Source organism: Patescibacteria group bacterium, assembly GCA_041651355.1.
In the GTDB taxonomy this organism is placed as follows: domain Bacteria; phylum Patescibacteriota; class Patescibacteriia; order Patescibacteriales; family UBA12465; genus JAPLVX01.
On the sequence record JBAZJK010000001.1, the window covers coordinates 240,561 to 255,822 of the forward strand.

A 15,262-nucleotide genomic window follows, 5' to 3' on the forward strand; every position below is an offset into this window, starting at 1 on the left:
GATAGCTTTTTTTATTTCGCTTATTATAAAGAACTATTGTTCATAGGGACGGCAGACTTTGGCTTTGAGCGTCCAGAAGCTGATGCGGAAATTCCTAACCCTTTGGTTACTATGAAAGGTTTCTGGCAGTTGCTTCAAGTCGACCTGGCTTTTAGGTTGGGTGAAGTGAAGCATCAGGTAATTTTGATAGGTCAGGCCTGGGTCGGGTTGGTCTTCTTCTGGTTTTTTTTCTGGCACCTTTTTTTTGATACTCATTTTAATTAAAATGGCGGCAAAAACGCTCAAGATAATTAAAGCGGTGGCAATCAGGTCGTGGCTAGGCCGGTTTTGACCAACATACATGCCATTATTGATGACAAAAATTAAGGATAGAATCCAAGCTATAGCCAGGTGGATTACAACGATTATCACCCAATTATTTCTTTTTTTCCAGTCTTCCAAGAGTCTTGTACAGATGGAGTTGATCAAGATACCAAGGAGCGCCGAGCCGGACATAAAACCTATCATATAAAGACCACTGATAAACATTTTGGTAGTTAGGAAGCTCAGCAGGGCTGTTAGGATGAGAAAAAGGGTGATATCAAGCGGTGAGAACCAGAGTTTTCCGCTTTCTTGGTAATAGCCGGTTTGATGATAGTCATGATAGAGCTGATATCTTTCTCCGGCGCAAATATCTATATCGATGTCTGCGTACAGGATAGCGTCTTTGATCCTTGCCCACCAGTCAGATAGGTAGATTGGCTGGTAGCCGATGAAAAGGGCTATCGGCGGGGCGATCAGCATATAGGCCAGGAAGATCATGAAACCGATGAATTTAAGCAACCACCAGGCGATAAAGAATGGTAGTTTCGGCAGAGCCAAAATGGCGGCGCGTTTAATGCTACATTCATCATTGGCTTTCCGGCTGGGCCATTTGAGATACCAGAAGAAGAATTTGCCGAGCAAGCTGCTTGGCTCCTTGGCAAAAAATTCGGCCGGGATGGTGAATTCCACTGTGGTACCGGCTAAAGCGCCAAGATGGGCATCTTTAACTTCTATCAGCTGGTCATCGATCGCTTCTCTGTAGCCTTGGCTATCTTTTAAAAGATGGGAAACGGCTTGGTCATAATCATTGAAAGCCAGGACGCTGAGGCGGTGTTGGCCGGAACGGTGGAGCTGGAGGAACGTGGCGGCTTGGTCAACACGGACCAAATAGCGCCTCCCCTTGTGTTGGGACGAAAATTGGTCCCGGGTCTTATCCACCAGAATAAGGTGGGTGGGTGAATATTCCGCCAGCTCTTTGGAGAAGAACCATTGGATTGGTATGGTAGCGCCTTGCAGCTCGTCCTTACCTCCGTTTAAGACCAAATTTATGGCTGGAGGCTCGTTTCTTCTAGGGGGTGCTTTCGAAGCAGGTTTTTTCATGTGTCTACTGGGTTTTTTAGGGTTATTATTTGGTTTATTTTGTCCTTGTTTTTAAAGAAATTATCTATTTCTAGATAATAGGTCATATTAGTATATTTATATAATTTTGTCAATAGTATGGATTGGCTTGCTTTAAAGCCTTTATTTACAGTATAATTTAAACATGTTGAAGATTTTAAAGAGGGTGTCTTTAGCGCCTTATACTAGTTTGAAAATCGGTCCCGCGGCTGACTTTTTTGCGATTGTGAAGACTAAAGAAGATTTGCTAGAAGCGATTTTTTGGGCCAAGAAAAACAAATATCCGATCTTCATCTTGGGCGGCGGCTCTAATGTCTTAATCACTAAACCCCTTAAAGCTTTAGTCATCAAGAACGAAATCAAAGGAATCAAGCGGAAGAGCAATTATTTGACAGCGTTGAGCGGGGAAATGTGGTCGCACCTTGTCCACGAAGCAGTGAAGGCTAAACTCTATGGCGCGGAAAATCTTTTCCTTATTCCCGGTACGGTCGGGGCGGCTCCGATGCAGAATATCGGTGCTTACGGCGTCGAGTTGAAAGACGTTTTTCATTTTTTGACAGCTATTAACCTGAAGACTGGCCAGGAAAAGATCTTTGATTTAGCTGACTGCGCTTTCGCCTATCGTCACAGTATTTTCAAGTCGAAATTAAAAGGTCGCTATTTCATCTATTCAGTCACTTTGAAATTAAGTCGTCGGCCGCAGTTCAAATTAGACTATGGCTCGATTAGAGGAGAATTGGAGTCTCAGGGAATCAAGCGGCCCCAGGCTAAAGATGTAATCAGGGCGATTGAGAAGATACGAAATAGCAAGCTGCCCAATCCGGCAGTCCTGCCTAATGCCGGTTCTTTTTTTCAGAATCCGAGCGTGGATCAAAAAGAATTTGCCCGGTTGGTGAAATTATATCCGGATATCAAGAGTTTTCCCGGACTTAAAGGCAGGGTCAAGATTCCCGCTGGCTGGCTGATTGAAAAGGCCGGTTTTAAAGGGAAGACCTTCGGGCCGGTGCGGATGTATGAAAAACAGGCTTTGGTCCTGGTCAACCAGGGTGGAGCTAGTGCCCAGCAGGTGTTGGGCTTGATGAAAAGAGTCCAAAAGGCCGTTAAGAAAAAATTCGGCCTCGATCTCCAAGCCGAAGTTAATATTATTTAAAATATTTAGCTATAAATCTATGAAGAGAATCTTAGGTACGATTACTATCTTTACTTCCGATCGCCAAGCCAGCTCCAGCGAGATGAATCGCATCTTAACGGAGAACGGCCACTTGATCATGTCCCGTTTGGGCGTGAATGTGCAGAAGGCTTGCGTGGACCATTGTCCCGGCCTGATTATCTTAGCCGTTGAAGGTGAGGACGAAAAAGTGTTCGCTTTAGAGGAAAAATTAAGGGATCTGCCGGAACTAGAGGTGAAGATCGCGGTCATGAGCGAACAGGATTAAGCCCCGATTTAATATTTTAACTGCTGTCAGCCAGTCAGGTTTATTTTTAATTATGAATATCCCTAAGCACATCTTAGATATCTTGCGTCAATTACGAGTCCATCAGCATGAGGCCTATATTGTGGGCGGTTGCGTTCGTGATTTGCTTTTGCAAAAGGAACCGAAAGATTGGGATATCACGACTAAGGCTAAGCCGGAGCAGATCTTGGCCGTTTTTAAGGATGCTAAATATGAAAATGAGTTCGGCACCGTCCTGCTGCCTTGGCGCCACCCAGCTAAAGCGGGGGAAGACAAGGGAGAGTTGGTCGATGTCATTGAGATAACCACCTATCGTAGTGAACAAGGTTATTCTGACCGCCGTCATCCAGACACGGTCCGCTTTGAAACTGAATTAGATAAAGACCTGGAGCGTCGTGACTTTACCATTAACGCCTTAGCCCTAGACCTGTCTGGTGATAAGCCAGTGGTGATCGACCTGTTTGGTGGACAAAAGGATTTAAAAGCTAAGATCATTAGGGCTGTAGGCGAGCCAGCTGATCGATTTAAAGAAGATGCTTTGCGTATGCTCCGAGCCGTCCGCTTCAGCGCCCAGTTAGGCTTTGAGCTCGAAGCTAAGACCCAGCGGGCGATCGTTAAATTAGCCGGCGGCTTGAAGTTCGTTTCCAAGGAAAGGATTAGAGATGAATTTATCAAGATAATCTCTTCTGACCGCCCGGCCGAAGGCCTGCTCTTACTCCATGAATGCAAGCTCTTGCAATATATTATTCCGGAATTGGAACAGGGAATCGGAGTCAACCAGGATAGACATCATATCTATCCGGTTTTCAAGCATAACGTCTTGGCTCTCAAGCATTGTCCGAGCCCAGCTTGGCCGGTGCGTCTGGCCGCCCTTTTTCATGATATCGCTAAACCCAAGACCAGAAAAATTATTAAAGGCGTCGCTACCTTCTATAATCATGAATACCTCGGGGCCAAGATGGTCGATCGAATCATGCTGCGCCTGAAATTTAGCACCCTGGAGCGCGAGCGCGTTGTCAATCTGGTCAGGAACCACATGTTCTATTATAATGTCGGAGAAGTGACGGCGGCCTCCGTCCGGCGGCTGATCGTCAAAGTCGGCCGGGAGAATCTCAAAGACCTGATTGATCTAAGGATCGCTGATCGCTTAGGCTCGGGGACGCCTAAAGCCGTTCCTTATAAGTTGCGCCATCTCCAATACATGTTAGAGAAAGTCCAATCCGACCCGGTTTCCGTCAAGATGCTCAAAATAAACGGTTCGGATTTGATGGAACAGCTGAAAATACCGCCTAGTCCAAAGATTGGAGCGATTTTAGACGTACTACTGAGCGAGGTGATAGAAAATCCAAACTTGAACACTCAAGAATATCTTAGCCATCGCGCCCTAGCGCTAAATAATTTAGACTTAGATGCTCTAAGAGCCCAGGCTAAAGATATTATCTCAGACAAGCAGCAGCAAGATGACCGGCAAATAAAAAAGAATTATAAAGTTTAATCATATAAAACCTATGAAAAAAATTCTTGTCTTCAGCCTTCTATTCGCTTTAGCTTTAAGCTTGTCGGCTTGCACTTCACAGACGATCGATAAGACGGAGCCAGAGCCAAGTTCGCCTCTGATCAACGATGAGAATAACAATAGCGCTGATGCTTTAACAAATAATACAAATACTAAGCAAACGGTCGAAACCCCAGCGGCCGCTACAAGTTCTATGACTAAAAAAAGATTTTTAGATGGCCAGGCTGATCTAGCCGCCACCTACAGTTCGGCCGCGATCGTCACTAACTTAGGCACGATCAAGGTAAAATTCTACGGTGATGATTCGCCTGTAACCGTCAATAATTTTTTGAATCTAGCCCAGAAAGGCTTTTATAACGGCGTTATTTTCCATCGCATCATTGAGAATTTCATGATCCAGGGCGGCGATCCGACCGGCACCGGCACCGGTGGTCCAGGCTATAAATTCGATGATGAATTCAATTCTCATAAGCTGGTTGAGGGTTCCTTAGCCATGGCTAACGCCGGTCCCAATACCAATGGTTCCCAGTTCTTTATCGTGACCGCCGAAGCAACCCCTTGGCTTGATGGCGCCCATACTAATTTTGGCGAAGTTATCGAAGGTCTGGATGTAGTCAAGAAGATCGCCGCGGTCAAGGTGGATGATAATGACAAACCTTTAAGCGCAGTGAAGATCGAGAAGATCGAGCTGATCAAATAAGTAATTACCACAAGATTGCCAAAAAGGTTCCGTTATCGGAACCTTTTGCTTAGTTTAAGAAATAGCGATGTTTCAGCCAGGCGAGGCTGATAGCCGACATGATAATAGCCCAGGCGGAAAAAAGCAGGCAAAGGATCAGGACAAAGCCGTTTTTCCAAGCGCTAAAAGCCAGAAGAATCAGCAGGAGGCTAAAGCTTATTGCTAGCCAGGAAATCTTATTTTCAGTGCTCATGTTATGGGGATTAAAGATCAGGTTTAACTATTGAAGTTATCATTTTGAATCGATTTTTGTCAACCCTTGGCAGAAATGATAAAATATTTTATAATATGATTCACTATAATTAATTTTATCCTAGGAGTATAATTTTTGTTCCTAGTTTAATATAATCTATGAAAGTGTATTTAGATAACGCGGCGACCACGCCGCTCGATCCTAGGGTCTTAGCTAAGATGCGGCCCTATCTTTTGAAGGATTACGCCAATGCTTCGGCTATACATTTCTTGGGGCAGAAGAATAATTTAGCCTTGGAAGCGGCTCGTTCTCGAGTAGCTGGGATTTTAGGAACAGATGCCAAGGAAATTATTTTCACTTCCGGAGCCAGCGAGGCTAATAATTTTATCCTTAAAGGTGTCATGGCTGCCAATCAAGACAAGGGCAAGCATCTGATCGTATCGGCCATTGAACATCCTTGCGTCTATCAAACCGCTAGGAACCTAAAAAATCAAGGCTATGAAGTAGATTTTTTACCCGTTACCGATGAGGGTTTAGTCAATCTTGAACGTTTGGCTAAAATGATCAAGCCAAGCACGGTTTTAGTTTCTGTGATGGCTGTCAATAATGAGATCGGAGTTATCCAGGATCTGGCCAAGATTGCTCGTTTGGTTCATGAAAAGGGCGCTTATCTACATAGCGATATCGTCCAGGCGATTCCTTGGTTAGAATTGGATTTAAATAATTTAGGGCTTGATCTGGCTAGCTTGTCAGCTCATAAATTCCACGGGCCTAAGGGCGTGGGCTTAGCCTATGTCAAGAAGGGAATTAAGATCCAACCTTTGATTGCCGGCGGCGAGCAAGAGAACGGCCTGCGGGCTGGCACCTATAATTTGCCTGGCATTATTGGTTTGAGCGAGGCTCTTGATCTGGCTTATAAGGAGAGAGGTAAGACGATAAAGACAGTGGAAAAAATGCGTGATTATTTGTGGCAGAGAATTAAGAAAGAAATCCCGAATGTGAAGCTTAACGGCGCCTTGAAATCACGGACGCCCAATAACCTTAACGTCATGTTCCATGGCATTGAAGGCGAGGCCATCTTAATGGATTTGTCCTTAAAAGGTATTTGCGTTTCTACTGGTTCAGCCTGTTCGGCTCATAACCTTAAGACTTCCTATGTCTTGCAAGCGATTGGTTTGAGCCTGAATGATCTTAACAGCAACATTCGTTTTTCCTTGGGTAAGCATAACACTAAGGCTGAGATCGATTATACCCTTAGGTGCTTGAAAGAAACCGTTAAACGTTTGCGGAGTTTTAGTCCGATAAAATAAAAACACCTCTGTTTGGAGATGTTTTTATTGAGTCTCGAAATTAGTAATCTTAAAGTTGACGTGCCTTTATATTAACATATTTATCAGGAAAGTCAATCGTGGACCAGTGGAGAATCGAACTCCAAAGACTCAAACGTCAACTTTAAGGCTTGAACCTTCCTGGCCCAAGCAGTTATTATAGCTCGAGCCCCTTAAAATCAATCTAAAAGATTAATAAACTAATAAGCATTAAACATATGGCGTTAAATTATACTAAAAAGACCATCGATCATTTCCGGCATCCCAAGAATATCGGTTCTATCAAGAATCCTGACGGCCAGGGGGAAGTGGGGAATATGGTCTGTGGCGACCAGCTGTCCTTTTTCTTGAAAGTGGAAAAAGGCAAGATAAAAGACGTGAAGTTCCTGTCTTTCGGTTGCGCTTCCAATATCGCGACCGCTTCGATCATGACGGAACGGGTCAAGGGCCTGACCGTCGAAGAGGCGAAGAAATTCAAATGGGCAGAGATCGTGGATGATCTTGGCGGCTTGCCGCAGCAAAAGATCCATTGCTCAGTGATGGCGGTCGAGGGCTTGAAAAAGGCGATCGCGGATTATGAGGCTCGCCAAGCGGCCGCTCCGAAAGCAGCTGTTAAGAAAAAGAGTCCGGCTAAAGCTAAAAAGAAAAAATAACAAAAAGACCCGCGGTGAGCGGATCTTTTTTAGTAGACTATGTGAGATTGATTTATTAGAATCTTTTTTCCATCGGTCTAGCTTCATTGACGATGACTTTGCGACCAGCGATTTCCTGGTTGTTGAACATGTTAACCGCTTTAGCAGCTTCTTCGTCAGAGGACATTTCGACGAAGCCGAAACCCTTGGCACGGCCAGTCATTCTATCTTTAACGATAAAGACAGATTCGACGACGCCGGCAGGAGCGAAAGCTTCCTTTAATTCATCCTCAGTGATTTGATAAGGCAGATTGCCTACAAATAATTTTTTCATTTTTTCACACTGACTTATTTATTCTTTAAGCCTTTGGCCAGAGAATAAATAAACTTTTATTAAACGTAAGACGACCTTTGGACTTTTAATTTCTTAAAAGCAGCTGGCTAATACTTTCTCAGATTGGGAGCAAGTATTGGCCAGCCGCTTTTTTACTCATAAAATACTTACTTTCTGACTATAGACTATTTTAAGTTAAATGTCAAGAGGCGAGCGTATATTATTAGATTTTGGTTTTTGGTGTGATATAATTATATTAATAAACTCATGTTCCCGTTTTTTCTAAAAATGTTTTAAAAAGTTAAGCTTAAGTCTATGTTTTTAAGTTTTGAGAAACCTAAACCTTTGACTGACGATAAAAAAGAATCACACGAACAAGAAACTTCCATTCCGGACAAGGTTGTAAATCATGAAACCCCCAGGCATTTAAGGATGTATGGTGATAAAACGATCGATTTATTTTGTAGTCAGTTTTCCGTTACCGGCCTTGATGACTTTAAAAAATTTAGAACCGAGCATCCAGATGAGAAATTTATCATCTCATCATCCCATTTGCATAATCTGGATGTTCCGGCCGCTTTAAGGACCCTGGGTCCAGAAGCCAATATCCAAATTACTGGCGAATCTGTTTTGTTAGAAAAAATGAAGTATCTGGGGCATAAGTTGATGATTAATTTGGCGGGGCGTAGCAATTTTACCCCTTTAGATTATAAGGAAAATAAAGTCGGAAAGTCTGGTGTTTTTAATCCAGATAATTTTGATGAGTTAGAGGAAAAAATGGCTGAGGGCAAGACTCCTTGGATCGCTGCCCATCCCTTTGCTTTAGATGGTAAAATGAAGAGGGCAAGTATTGGCCCGGTTTATTTAGCGGCTAAGACTGGAGCCTCAGTCCTGCCTACGGCCTTAGAAGTTTCTGGCGGCTCGGTTAATTTAGAAGGAATAAAAGAAAGCGCTAAAAATCTAATCCATCGCTCGGAAGCGACTTATCACATCGGCCAGCCAATCAAGTTTCCGCCCCTCGATGTTTCCATCATAGGGAAGGTATTAGCAGCTAGGGAAAAAGGTGATGAGGTGAGTCCTGAGGATCTAGCCGACTTTAAAGCTGTCCATCAAGAATTGAAGTCTAGGGCTGATATTCTAGCCCAAGCTATCAGTAATCTGTTGCCAGAAGAAAAAAGAGGTTATTATTCTCAACTAGAGCAACCAGGCGAAGAGTAATTTTTGCTTTTGATAAAAAAGGGATGGTTTAAAACCATCCCTGCCAGAATTTTCTTTTTGGCTCTTTTTTTTGAGTCGCCTGATGTTTAGTCTCGACATATTTAAGAGCGTGTTGAAATTGTCGTTCCGAAAGATAACCGAGTCGGGCGGGTCCTTTGTAAGCTTCAGCAATTGCCGGTCCGAAACCAAAAACAAAAAGACATAAATCAGTCGCCAGTTCGCTTTCTCTTAGTTCGTGTTTTAGGGAAAAAAGTAGCAGATGTGATAGTTCATGGACTGCGACGACGATAAACTGGGGGTAGTTGCGTAGATACTCTTCCTTGATATCAATCACAAATATCACTTTTTTATATTCTGGACTAGCGATGAAAGGCAGATCTTTGGGAAAATTTATCCGGCCTGAATTTTTTCCGTGAGGCCAAAGTTTTTCCGGAAATACCCTTAATTTGATGTGTGCGTCTATATTCATTATCCTTTTTAATTCTTGGATACATTCAGCATAAAGCCGGTGTTGATGTTGGATCCTTAAAGCTTTATCAGGACGTCTCAATACAAGGCCGAAGGTAGAGATCAATTTATCTAGATATTTTTCTAAATCACGATTAGAGAGGACTTCTGTTTGTTCCATTTTTTATCTTTTGTTTAAAGAACGATTTTAATTTTTATCCCTTATAATATTATTTAAATTTATTTTTGTCAATAAAAAACAGAGCCTTGCGGCTCTGCTTTTATTAGTATCGTAAAAATTATTGTTTAAGCGGCTACCACCTTAACAGCTGGGCTCATAGAAGCACAGATAGCGACGTTCTTCAGATATGTTCCTTTAGCGCTGGCTGGCTTGGATTTCTTGATGGTTTCAATCAAGGATTGGTAATTCTCGGCTAGTTTATTAGTATCGAAGCTAACTTTGCCGATAACAGCGTGCAGGTTGCCGGTGTCATCATTCTTGAAGCTGATCTTACCCTTTTTTAACTCTTCGACCGCCTTAGCCGGATTAGTGGTGACGGTATCGTTCTTAGGTGATGGCATTAAGCCGCGGGTACCCAATATCTTAGCGATGACGGCTAGGTTTTTCATCATCGCTGGTTCAGCGACGGCTACCTGGAAGTCGGTTTTTTCGCTCTTTTTGATTTCAGCGATCAGTTCATCGCCGCCGACATAATCGGCGCCGGCAGCTTTAACTGCTTTTTCGTTTTCCGCTGAGACGAAAGCCGCTACCTTGACGCTTTTGCCAGTACCATGTGGCAGGCTCACGGCGCCACGGACTTGCTGGTCGCCTTTCTTGGGGTTGATGCCTAAGCGGACATGGACTTCTACTGAGGCGTCGAATTTGCTACGGCTGATCTTCTTGATGATTTCTAAGGCCTCGCTGATCGAGTAGCTATTGCGGCGGTCGTAGATGGCGCTGAAATCAGTCTTAGTCTTAACAGTTTTGACTTTTTTTAGCTCCTTAGTTTTTTTGCTTGTTTTCTTTTCCATATGTTTGTTTAGTGGTCGAACGTCTTTTAGACTCCCACTTTAATTATAATTATTTTATTTCTACCCCCATTTGGCGGGCGGTGCCGGCAATGATTTTCATAGCCGCTTCGATATCCCTGGCGTTTAGATCAGACATTTTGATCTGGGCGATCTCTTTGAGTTGGTCCTGGGTGATGGAACCGACCTTATCGGTCAGGGGTTTGCCCGAGCCCTTAGAGATCTTAGCCATTTTTTTGATTAGTTCAGAAGCCGGAGCAGTTTTAAGGATGAAGTCATAGCTGCGATCTTCGTAGACGGTGATTTCCACCGGGACGACTTCGCCCATCTTGTCTTTGGTCCGATCATTGAACTGTTTGCAGAATTCGGCGATGTTTAAGCCATGTTGGCCTAAAGCCGGGCCGACTGGTGGCGCCGGGTTAGCCTGGCCACCGCTGATTTGTAGTTTTATTTTAGTTTTTATTTTTTTAGCCATATAGTTTCCCGGACGAAGAAGCGTCGTCCATTTTTTTATATTTTCTTAATTTGCAAGAAATCTAATTCAACGGGCGTTTCCCGGCCGAACATGGAGACTGAAACTTTAACTTTACCCTTAGCTTCATCGATATTAGTGACCTTGCCTTCCATATTTTTGAAAGGCCCTTCGTTGATTCTGACCGGAGTGCCAACGCTAACGTCGATCTTGAATTTCGGGTCTTCGACACCCATCCGTTTCTGCAGGGCCTTAACCTCTTCTTCGCTGATCGGAGTCGGGATAGTTCCGGTACCGATAAAGCCGGTGACATTAGGGGTGTTTCTCACGATATACCAGGATTCATCAGTGACGATCATTTCTACCAGGATGTAGCCGGGGAAGATCTTCTCTTCGACGACTTTACGTTTACCGTTCTTGATCTTGATCTTTTTTTCCGTCGGAATCAGAATATTGAAGATCTTGTCTTCCATATCTAAGGATTCCACCCTCTGTTTCAGGTTCTGAGCGACATTTTCTTCGTAGCCGGAATAGGTATGCAGGACATACCAGCGGCGGCCTAAGTTTAGTATTTGTTTAGCCATATAAGACTAAGCGAGCTGATCTGTTCCTCCTTGCTTAAGTTAAGCAGGTCCAGACAGCCTAATTATTTAGTAATGATAAATTGTAATCCCCAACCGAAAATCAGGTCTAAAAGTCCTAAGAAAACTGCCACGCCCAAGCTTAGCCCGATGACTAAGAGAGTGTAGTTATAGGTTTCTTTTTTGGTCGGCCAAGAAACTTTTTTCATTTCAGCGACCGCGCTTTTTAGATATTGGCTTATTTTATTCATATTAGTGTTTTAAAAAACAGCCCCCTGAGGCCACTTTTATCTATTAATAATATAGACAATTTAAGATTAGCTGTCAAGTAATTTCCGGCTTTTAGAGATTGGGGCTTTAGTTTGCCTTTTTTGGCCAAAAAAGATACAATAAAATAAAGCCAATATAATTAAAATTATGGTGAGTCCCAATCTTATCAAGCGGCTGGAAGACGATGGCGGGGCAGAGGTCAATAGCGACGCCAAGAAGCTTTTCCAGGTCATTTTTAATGCCAAAAACAAGCAGACTGAGGAAGATGACGAGGCTCCGAAGATCCACGTCTCCTCTTTGATTTCCCGCTTGTCTTTTTTCTATGAAAAAGTGCGCAACGCGGTTGATTATGACGAAGAGCATCTGCTTAGGAAGAACGCGATTAAAAGGATATTGAAGCGCCAGGTCGTTATCGAAGGCGTGCTTAAGGCTGCGAAGATAGAAGAGATTTCCTCGCACCTCTTAGTGGAATTGATCAGGGGTAGTTATCTGCCTAATGATAAGGTGCCGGAAGCCAAGCTGGGCGAGGTGTCTGCGATCATCGGCAAATACATCGGCCTGAAGAACCAGTGCGTCTTAAAGATCAATTCTGAGCTTAGCTTGAAAACCGATTGGAATAAGGCCCGCGGCCTATTCAGGGAGAAGAATAATCTGATCAAAAGACTCTTGGCTTTGGCGGCTTGCGAGATCGAAGAGAATCTGGGTACGGACCGGGTCAAGCAAGTCATGGTTTCTAATATGTTTAATATTCTATCTAAGAATATTAAACTGCCACCAGATCAACCTTATGAGAAAGATTTGGAAATCCAGATTTATTTGGCTATCAGCCGGACATTCTCCAAGTTCGATACGGACATGCTGAGCCTAGTGCTTTTTAAATATTATGTCGACAGCAAATTGCTGGAACCATCGAAATCGAAGAAGTTGGTGGATAATATCCAGTCCATTTTTGCTACTATCGATTACCAACTCAACCATCCTCTAGCTAGGCAGCTGGATAAGGTCGTGAAAGAATACGGCTTATATTTCAATGTCTTAGCGGAAACGGTCGAGCCGGATCCGGCTAAGATCTTCAGCGAAATCAAGAAGAATTCCAAGACTTTTATCAATCTGGTCAAAAAGACCTGTAATCAAAAGTATAAGAAAGCCAAGGGGCGCTTATGGCGGGCAGCGGTTCGCAGTATCATCTATATTTTCCTCACTAAGTCCATTTTCGTGTTTTTGATCGAAATTCCGGCTATCCGCTGGTTCGGCGAGCAGATAAATTATAGCGCCCTCTTCATTAATGTTAGTTTTCCGGCCATCTTGCTGTTTTTTATCGTTTTCCTAACCCAGACGCCGGGCGAGAAGAATACAGCCAAGATAGTCGAAGGGGTGAAAGAGATTTCTTTCGTGGGCGAAGAGCGTCGCCAACCCCTGGTCTTGCGCCGGCCGGGCCGACGGGGTTTCTTCATGAATGCTATCTTCAATATTATTTATACGGCCGCTTTCTTAGCCTCTCTGTTTTTCATTATCTGGGTCTTGACTAAGGTCGGTTTCAACTGGGTCAGCATCACCATCTTCCTCTTCTTCTTAGCTTTTGTCAGTTTCTTCAGCATCATTACCACTAAGGGCGTCAAAGATTTAATAATTATCGACCGCAAAGACAATCTGTTGAATTTCTTAGTCGATCTTTTCTATATGCCGATCATTTCGGCCGGACGCTGGTTATCCGGAAACGTTTCTAAGATCAATATCTTCATTTTCATCTTTGATTTCATAATTGAGGCGCCTTTCAAGGTTTTAGTCGAAATCGCGGAAGACTGGACCCGCTATATCAAGGAAAGAAAAGAAAGGATGACTTAATATGCCTACTCTTTATCTAGTCGCTACCCCGATTGGCAACCTGGAAGACCTGAGCTTCCGGGCTTTGCGTATTTTAAAAGAAGTTGATTATATCCTGAGCGAAGATACGCGGGTCAGCCAAAAGCTGTTATCGCATTATTCAGTTAAGACGCCCCTTATCTCCTATCATCATCATTCTGATCAAGCTAAGTTAGACAAGATTTTCAAGCTATTTACTACCGGCAAAGATTTAGCCTTAGTGACCGATGCCGGCACCCCCGGTATCGCTGACCCGGGTGGGCAGCTGGTTAAGGCAGTGAGGGAGCAGTTTGGCGAAGAAATAAAGATTATCCCTATTCCTGGCGCTTCCGCTCTGACCGCTTTATTGTCAGTCGCTGGCATCGCCGCTGATAAATTTTGGTTCTTCGGTTTCCTGCCTCATAAGAAGGGGCGGCAGAGCGCCCTTAGAGCAATTGCCGCGAGCGAATATCCGGTCGTCATCTATGAATCCAAACATCGCATCCTGAAACTTTTAGCCGAGCTTGATCCTCAATCTAAGGTCGTTCTGGGTAGGGAACTGAGCAAATTGCATGAGTCTTTCTATTTTGGTTCGCCTTTAGAGATTAGCGAGCAGTTAGGTCGGCAGCCAGCGGCGCTTAAGGGCGAATTCGCTTTAGTAATTTATCGAGATTAATATGTCTTGGTTTGATATCATCGTCATAGTCATTTGGGCCTCCTTCGTCTTTTTCGGTTTTTCTAAAGGCCTGATTAAGCTGTTTGGCCACATCGTAGCCTTGATTCTAGGGGCTTATGTGGCTAGCCATTTCTATCTGCAGTTTTTCACTTGGGGTCAGAGCCTATTTAGGGGCCATGATAATCTAGGTAAAGTAATCTGCTTCATTGTCCTCTTGGTTTTAGTTATTCGGCTGACCGACCTTTTGTTTACTATCATTGAAAAGATATTCAAGCTGATTTCCATTATTCCTCTGACTCAGCTCATCAACCGTCTTCTAGGGGCAGCTCTTGGCTTCATCGAAGGCGGATTATTCTTAGGTTTAATCGTCTTCGTTGCTTCCCGCTATGCCATCATCGGTAGCTTATTTGGCGGCCAGCTAGCCGCGTCTAAGGTTGCGCCCTTGCTTTTGAAGATCGTGAAGATAATCATGCCGGTTTTACCCCAGGCTCTTAAAGCCCTGAAATCCATTATCTAGAATTGCATGAGAAGCTTGAAGATAAGATTAAAGCAGTTAACACCTTCGCAATCGACGCTCATCGTCGATTGTTTAAATCGTGGCCAAGTACTGGCTCTGCCCACCGACACCATCTACGGCTTATCCTGCCGGGCGGATGATGCCCGAGCGGTCAATCGGATCAAAGCCATGAAGGGTGGCGCTAAAGACAAACCCTTGTCGGTCCTGATGTTTAGTGAGGAACAGTTGAAAAAGTATTGCTATCTTAGCCAGAGACGCTTAGATTTTATTAGGACTGTCAGAGCTGGTCGCCGGCCGGTGACCTTCATCTTGCCCTATAGAGGCGGTTTATCGCGAGCAGTGGTTGGCAATAGCCGCGGCTTGGGAGTGCGTTTGCCTAAAAGCCGTTTTTTGCGTAAAATATTAAGAGCTTCAGCTGTGCCTCTTGTTTCAACTAGTTTGAATCAGAGCGGCCAGGCGAATTTTAGCGTACCTCGGCGCTTACCGCCGAATCTGCAACCCGACCTAGTAGTAGATGCCGGGGAGCAGATAAGACCGGCGTCTCTAATTTGGGATCTCCGGGGCCGAGAGTTTAGAATTTTAAGAAAATAAT

19 protein-coding genes are annotated in these 15,262 nt (G+C 43.9%); 11 read left to right on the plus strand and 8 right to left on the minus strand.

Features of this window, described 5'->3' with window-relative positions; all coding sequences use genetic code 11:
- Positions 1 to 33 precede the first annotated feature (33 nt).
- Positions 34 to 1,404 (minus strand): hypothetical protein, encoded by a 1,371-nt coding sequence (locus WC441_01165; protein ID MFA5163119.1) that lies wholly within the window; start codon positions 1,402 to 1,404, stop codon positions 34 to 36.
- Positions 1,405 to 1,567: 163 nt separating this feature from the next.
- On the opposite strand from WC441_01165, the gene murB reads away from it, so the two are divergent.
- The 4 genes from murB to WC441_01185 are packed head-to-tail and all read left to right on the plus strand — an operon-like array spanning position 1,568 to position 5,092.
- Positions 1,568 to 2,572 (plus strand): UDP-N-acetylmuramate dehydrogenase, encoded by a 1,005-nt coding sequence (gene murB / locus WC441_01170; GenBank protein ID MFA5163120.1) that lies wholly within the window; start codon positions 1,568 to 1,570, stop codon positions 2,570 to 2,572.
- A 19-nt stretch (positions 2,573 to 2,591) separates the two neighbouring features.
- Positions 2,592 to 2,858 (plus strand): hypothetical protein, encoded by a 267-nt coding sequence (locus WC441_01175; protein MFA5163121.1) that lies wholly within the window; start codon positions 2,592 to 2,594, stop codon positions 2,856 to 2,858.
- 52 nt (positions 2,859 to 2,910) lie between these two features.
- The gene (locus tag WC441_01180) at positions 2,911 to 4,371 is read left to right on the plus strand and encodes an HD domain-containing protein (protein MFA5163122.1); all 1,461 of its coding nucleotides are present in this window, start codon (positions 2,911 to 2,913) and stop codon (positions 4,369 to 4,371) included.
- Positions 4,372 to 4,384: 13 nt separating this feature from the next.
- Positions 4,385 to 5,092, plus strand: coding sequence for a peptidylprolyl isomerase (locus tag WC441_01185; GenBank protein ID MFA5163123.1), 708 nt, complete (start codon positions 4,385 to 4,387; stop codon positions 5,090 to 5,092).
- A 49-nt stretch (positions 5,093 to 5,141) separates the two neighbouring features.
- Here WC441_01185 and WC441_01190 read toward each other — a convergent pair whose 3' ends face one another.
- Positions 5,142 to 5,324, minus strand: a complete 183-nt coding sequence (locus WC441_01190) for a hypothetical protein (protein ID MFA5163124.1) — start codon at positions 5,322 to 5,324, stop codon at positions 5,142 to 5,144.
- A 158-nt stretch (positions 5,325 to 5,482) separates the two neighbouring features.
- Here WC441_01190 and WC441_01195 point away from each other — a divergent pair, with 158 nt between their 5' ends.
- Both WC441_01195 and WC441_01200 read left to right on the plus strand, forming a co-directional pair.
- Positions 5,483 to 6,634 carry a cysteine desulfurase family protein gene (locus WC441_01195; protein MFA5163125.1) on the plus strand — a complete coding sequence of 384 codons (1,152 nt, stop codon included), beginning with the start codon at positions 5,483 to 5,485 and terminating at the stop codon, positions 6,632 to 6,634.
- Between the two features lie 236 nt (positions 6,635 to 6,870).
- Entirely contained in the window at positions 6,871 to 7,305 is a 435-nt protein-coding gene (locus tag WC441_01200) for an iron-sulfur cluster assembly scaffold protein (protein ID MFA5163126.1), read from the plus strand.
- A gap of 55 nt (positions 7,306 to 7,360) precedes the next feature.
- On the opposite strand, the gene WC441_01205 is transcribed toward WC441_01200, so the two are convergent.
- Entirely contained in the window at positions 7,361 to 7,618 is a 258-nt protein-coding gene (locus WC441_01205) for a hypothetical protein (protein MFA5163127.1), read from the minus strand.
- A 315-nt stretch (positions 7,619 to 7,933) separates the two neighbouring features.
- Between WC441_01205 and WC441_01210 the strand changes: the two genes are divergently transcribed.
- Positions 7,934 to 8,836 carry a hypothetical protein gene (locus WC441_01210; protein ID MFA5163128.1) on the plus strand — a complete coding sequence of 301 codons (903 nt, stop codon included), beginning with the start codon at positions 7,934 to 7,936 and terminating at the stop codon, positions 8,834 to 8,836.
- A 28-nt stretch (positions 8,837 to 8,864) separates the two neighbouring features.
- Here WC441_01210 and WC441_01215 read toward each other — a convergent pair whose 3' ends face one another.
- From WC441_01215 to secE, 5 genes are all read right to left on the minus strand, one after another.
- The gene (locus WC441_01215) at positions 8,865 to 9,464 is read right to left on the minus strand and encodes a hypothetical protein (GenBank protein ID MFA5163129.1); all 600 of its coding nucleotides are present in this window, start codon (positions 9,462 to 9,464) and stop codon (positions 8,865 to 8,867) included.
- Positions 9,465 to 9,589: 125 nt separating this feature from the next.
- The gene (gene rplA / locus WC441_01220) at positions 9,590 to 10,315 is read right to left on the minus strand and encodes a 50S ribosomal protein L1 (protein MFA5163130.1); all 726 of its coding nucleotides are present in this window, start codon (positions 10,313 to 10,315) and stop codon (positions 9,590 to 9,592) included.
- Between the two features lie 49 nt (positions 10,316 to 10,364).
- A complete protein-coding gene (gene rplK / locus WC441_01225) occupies positions 10,365 to 10,787 on the minus strand; it encodes a 50S ribosomal protein L11 (GenBank protein ID MFA5163131.1) in 423 nt (140 codons plus the stop codon).
- Between the two features lie 35 nt (positions 10,788 to 10,822).
- Positions 10,823 to 11,368: a transcription termination/antitermination protein NusG gene (gene nusG, locus WC441_01230; GenBank protein MFA5163132.1), complete on the minus strand. Its 546-nt coding sequence runs from the start codon at positions 11,366 to 11,368 to the stop codon at positions 10,823 to 10,825.
- Between the two features lie 62 nt (positions 11,369 to 11,430).
- A complete protein-coding gene (secE, locus tag WC441_01235) occupies positions 11,431 to 11,616 on the minus strand; it encodes a preprotein translocase subunit SecE (GenBank protein MFA5163133.1) in 186 nt (61 codons plus the stop codon).
- A gap of 166 nt (positions 11,617 to 11,782) precedes the next feature.
- Here secE and WC441_01240 point away from each other — a divergent pair, with 166 nt between their 5' ends.
- Genes WC441_01240 through WC441_01255 form a run of 4 tightly spaced genes read left to right on the plus strand, consistent with a single transcriptional unit; the run spans position 11,783 to position 15,261 of the window.
- Entirely contained in the window at positions 11,783 to 13,480 is a 1,698-nt protein-coding gene (locus WC441_01240; GenBank protein MFA5163134.1) for a hypothetical protein, read from the plus strand.
- A 1-nt stretch (position 13,481) separates the two neighbouring features.
- Positions 13,482 to 14,153: a 16S rRNA (cytidine(1402)-2'-O)-methyltransferase gene (gene rsmI, locus WC441_01245; protein ID MFA5163135.1), complete on the plus strand. Its 672-nt coding sequence runs from the start codon at positions 13,482 to 13,484 to the stop codon at positions 14,151 to 14,153.
- Between the two features lies 1 nt (position 14,154).
- Positions 14,155 to 14,670: a CvpA family protein gene (locus WC441_01250; GenBank protein MFA5163136.1), complete on the plus strand. Its 516-nt coding sequence runs from the start codon at positions 14,155 to 14,157 to the stop codon at positions 14,668 to 14,670.
- A gap of 6 nt (positions 14,671 to 14,676) precedes the next feature.
- Positions 14,677 to 15,261: an L-threonylcarbamoyladenylate synthase gene (locus WC441_01255; GenBank protein MFA5163137.1), complete on the plus strand. Its 585-nt coding sequence runs from the start codon at positions 14,677 to 14,679 to the stop codon at positions 15,259 to 15,261.
- The last annotated feature ends 1 nt before the right edge of the window (position 15,262 follow it).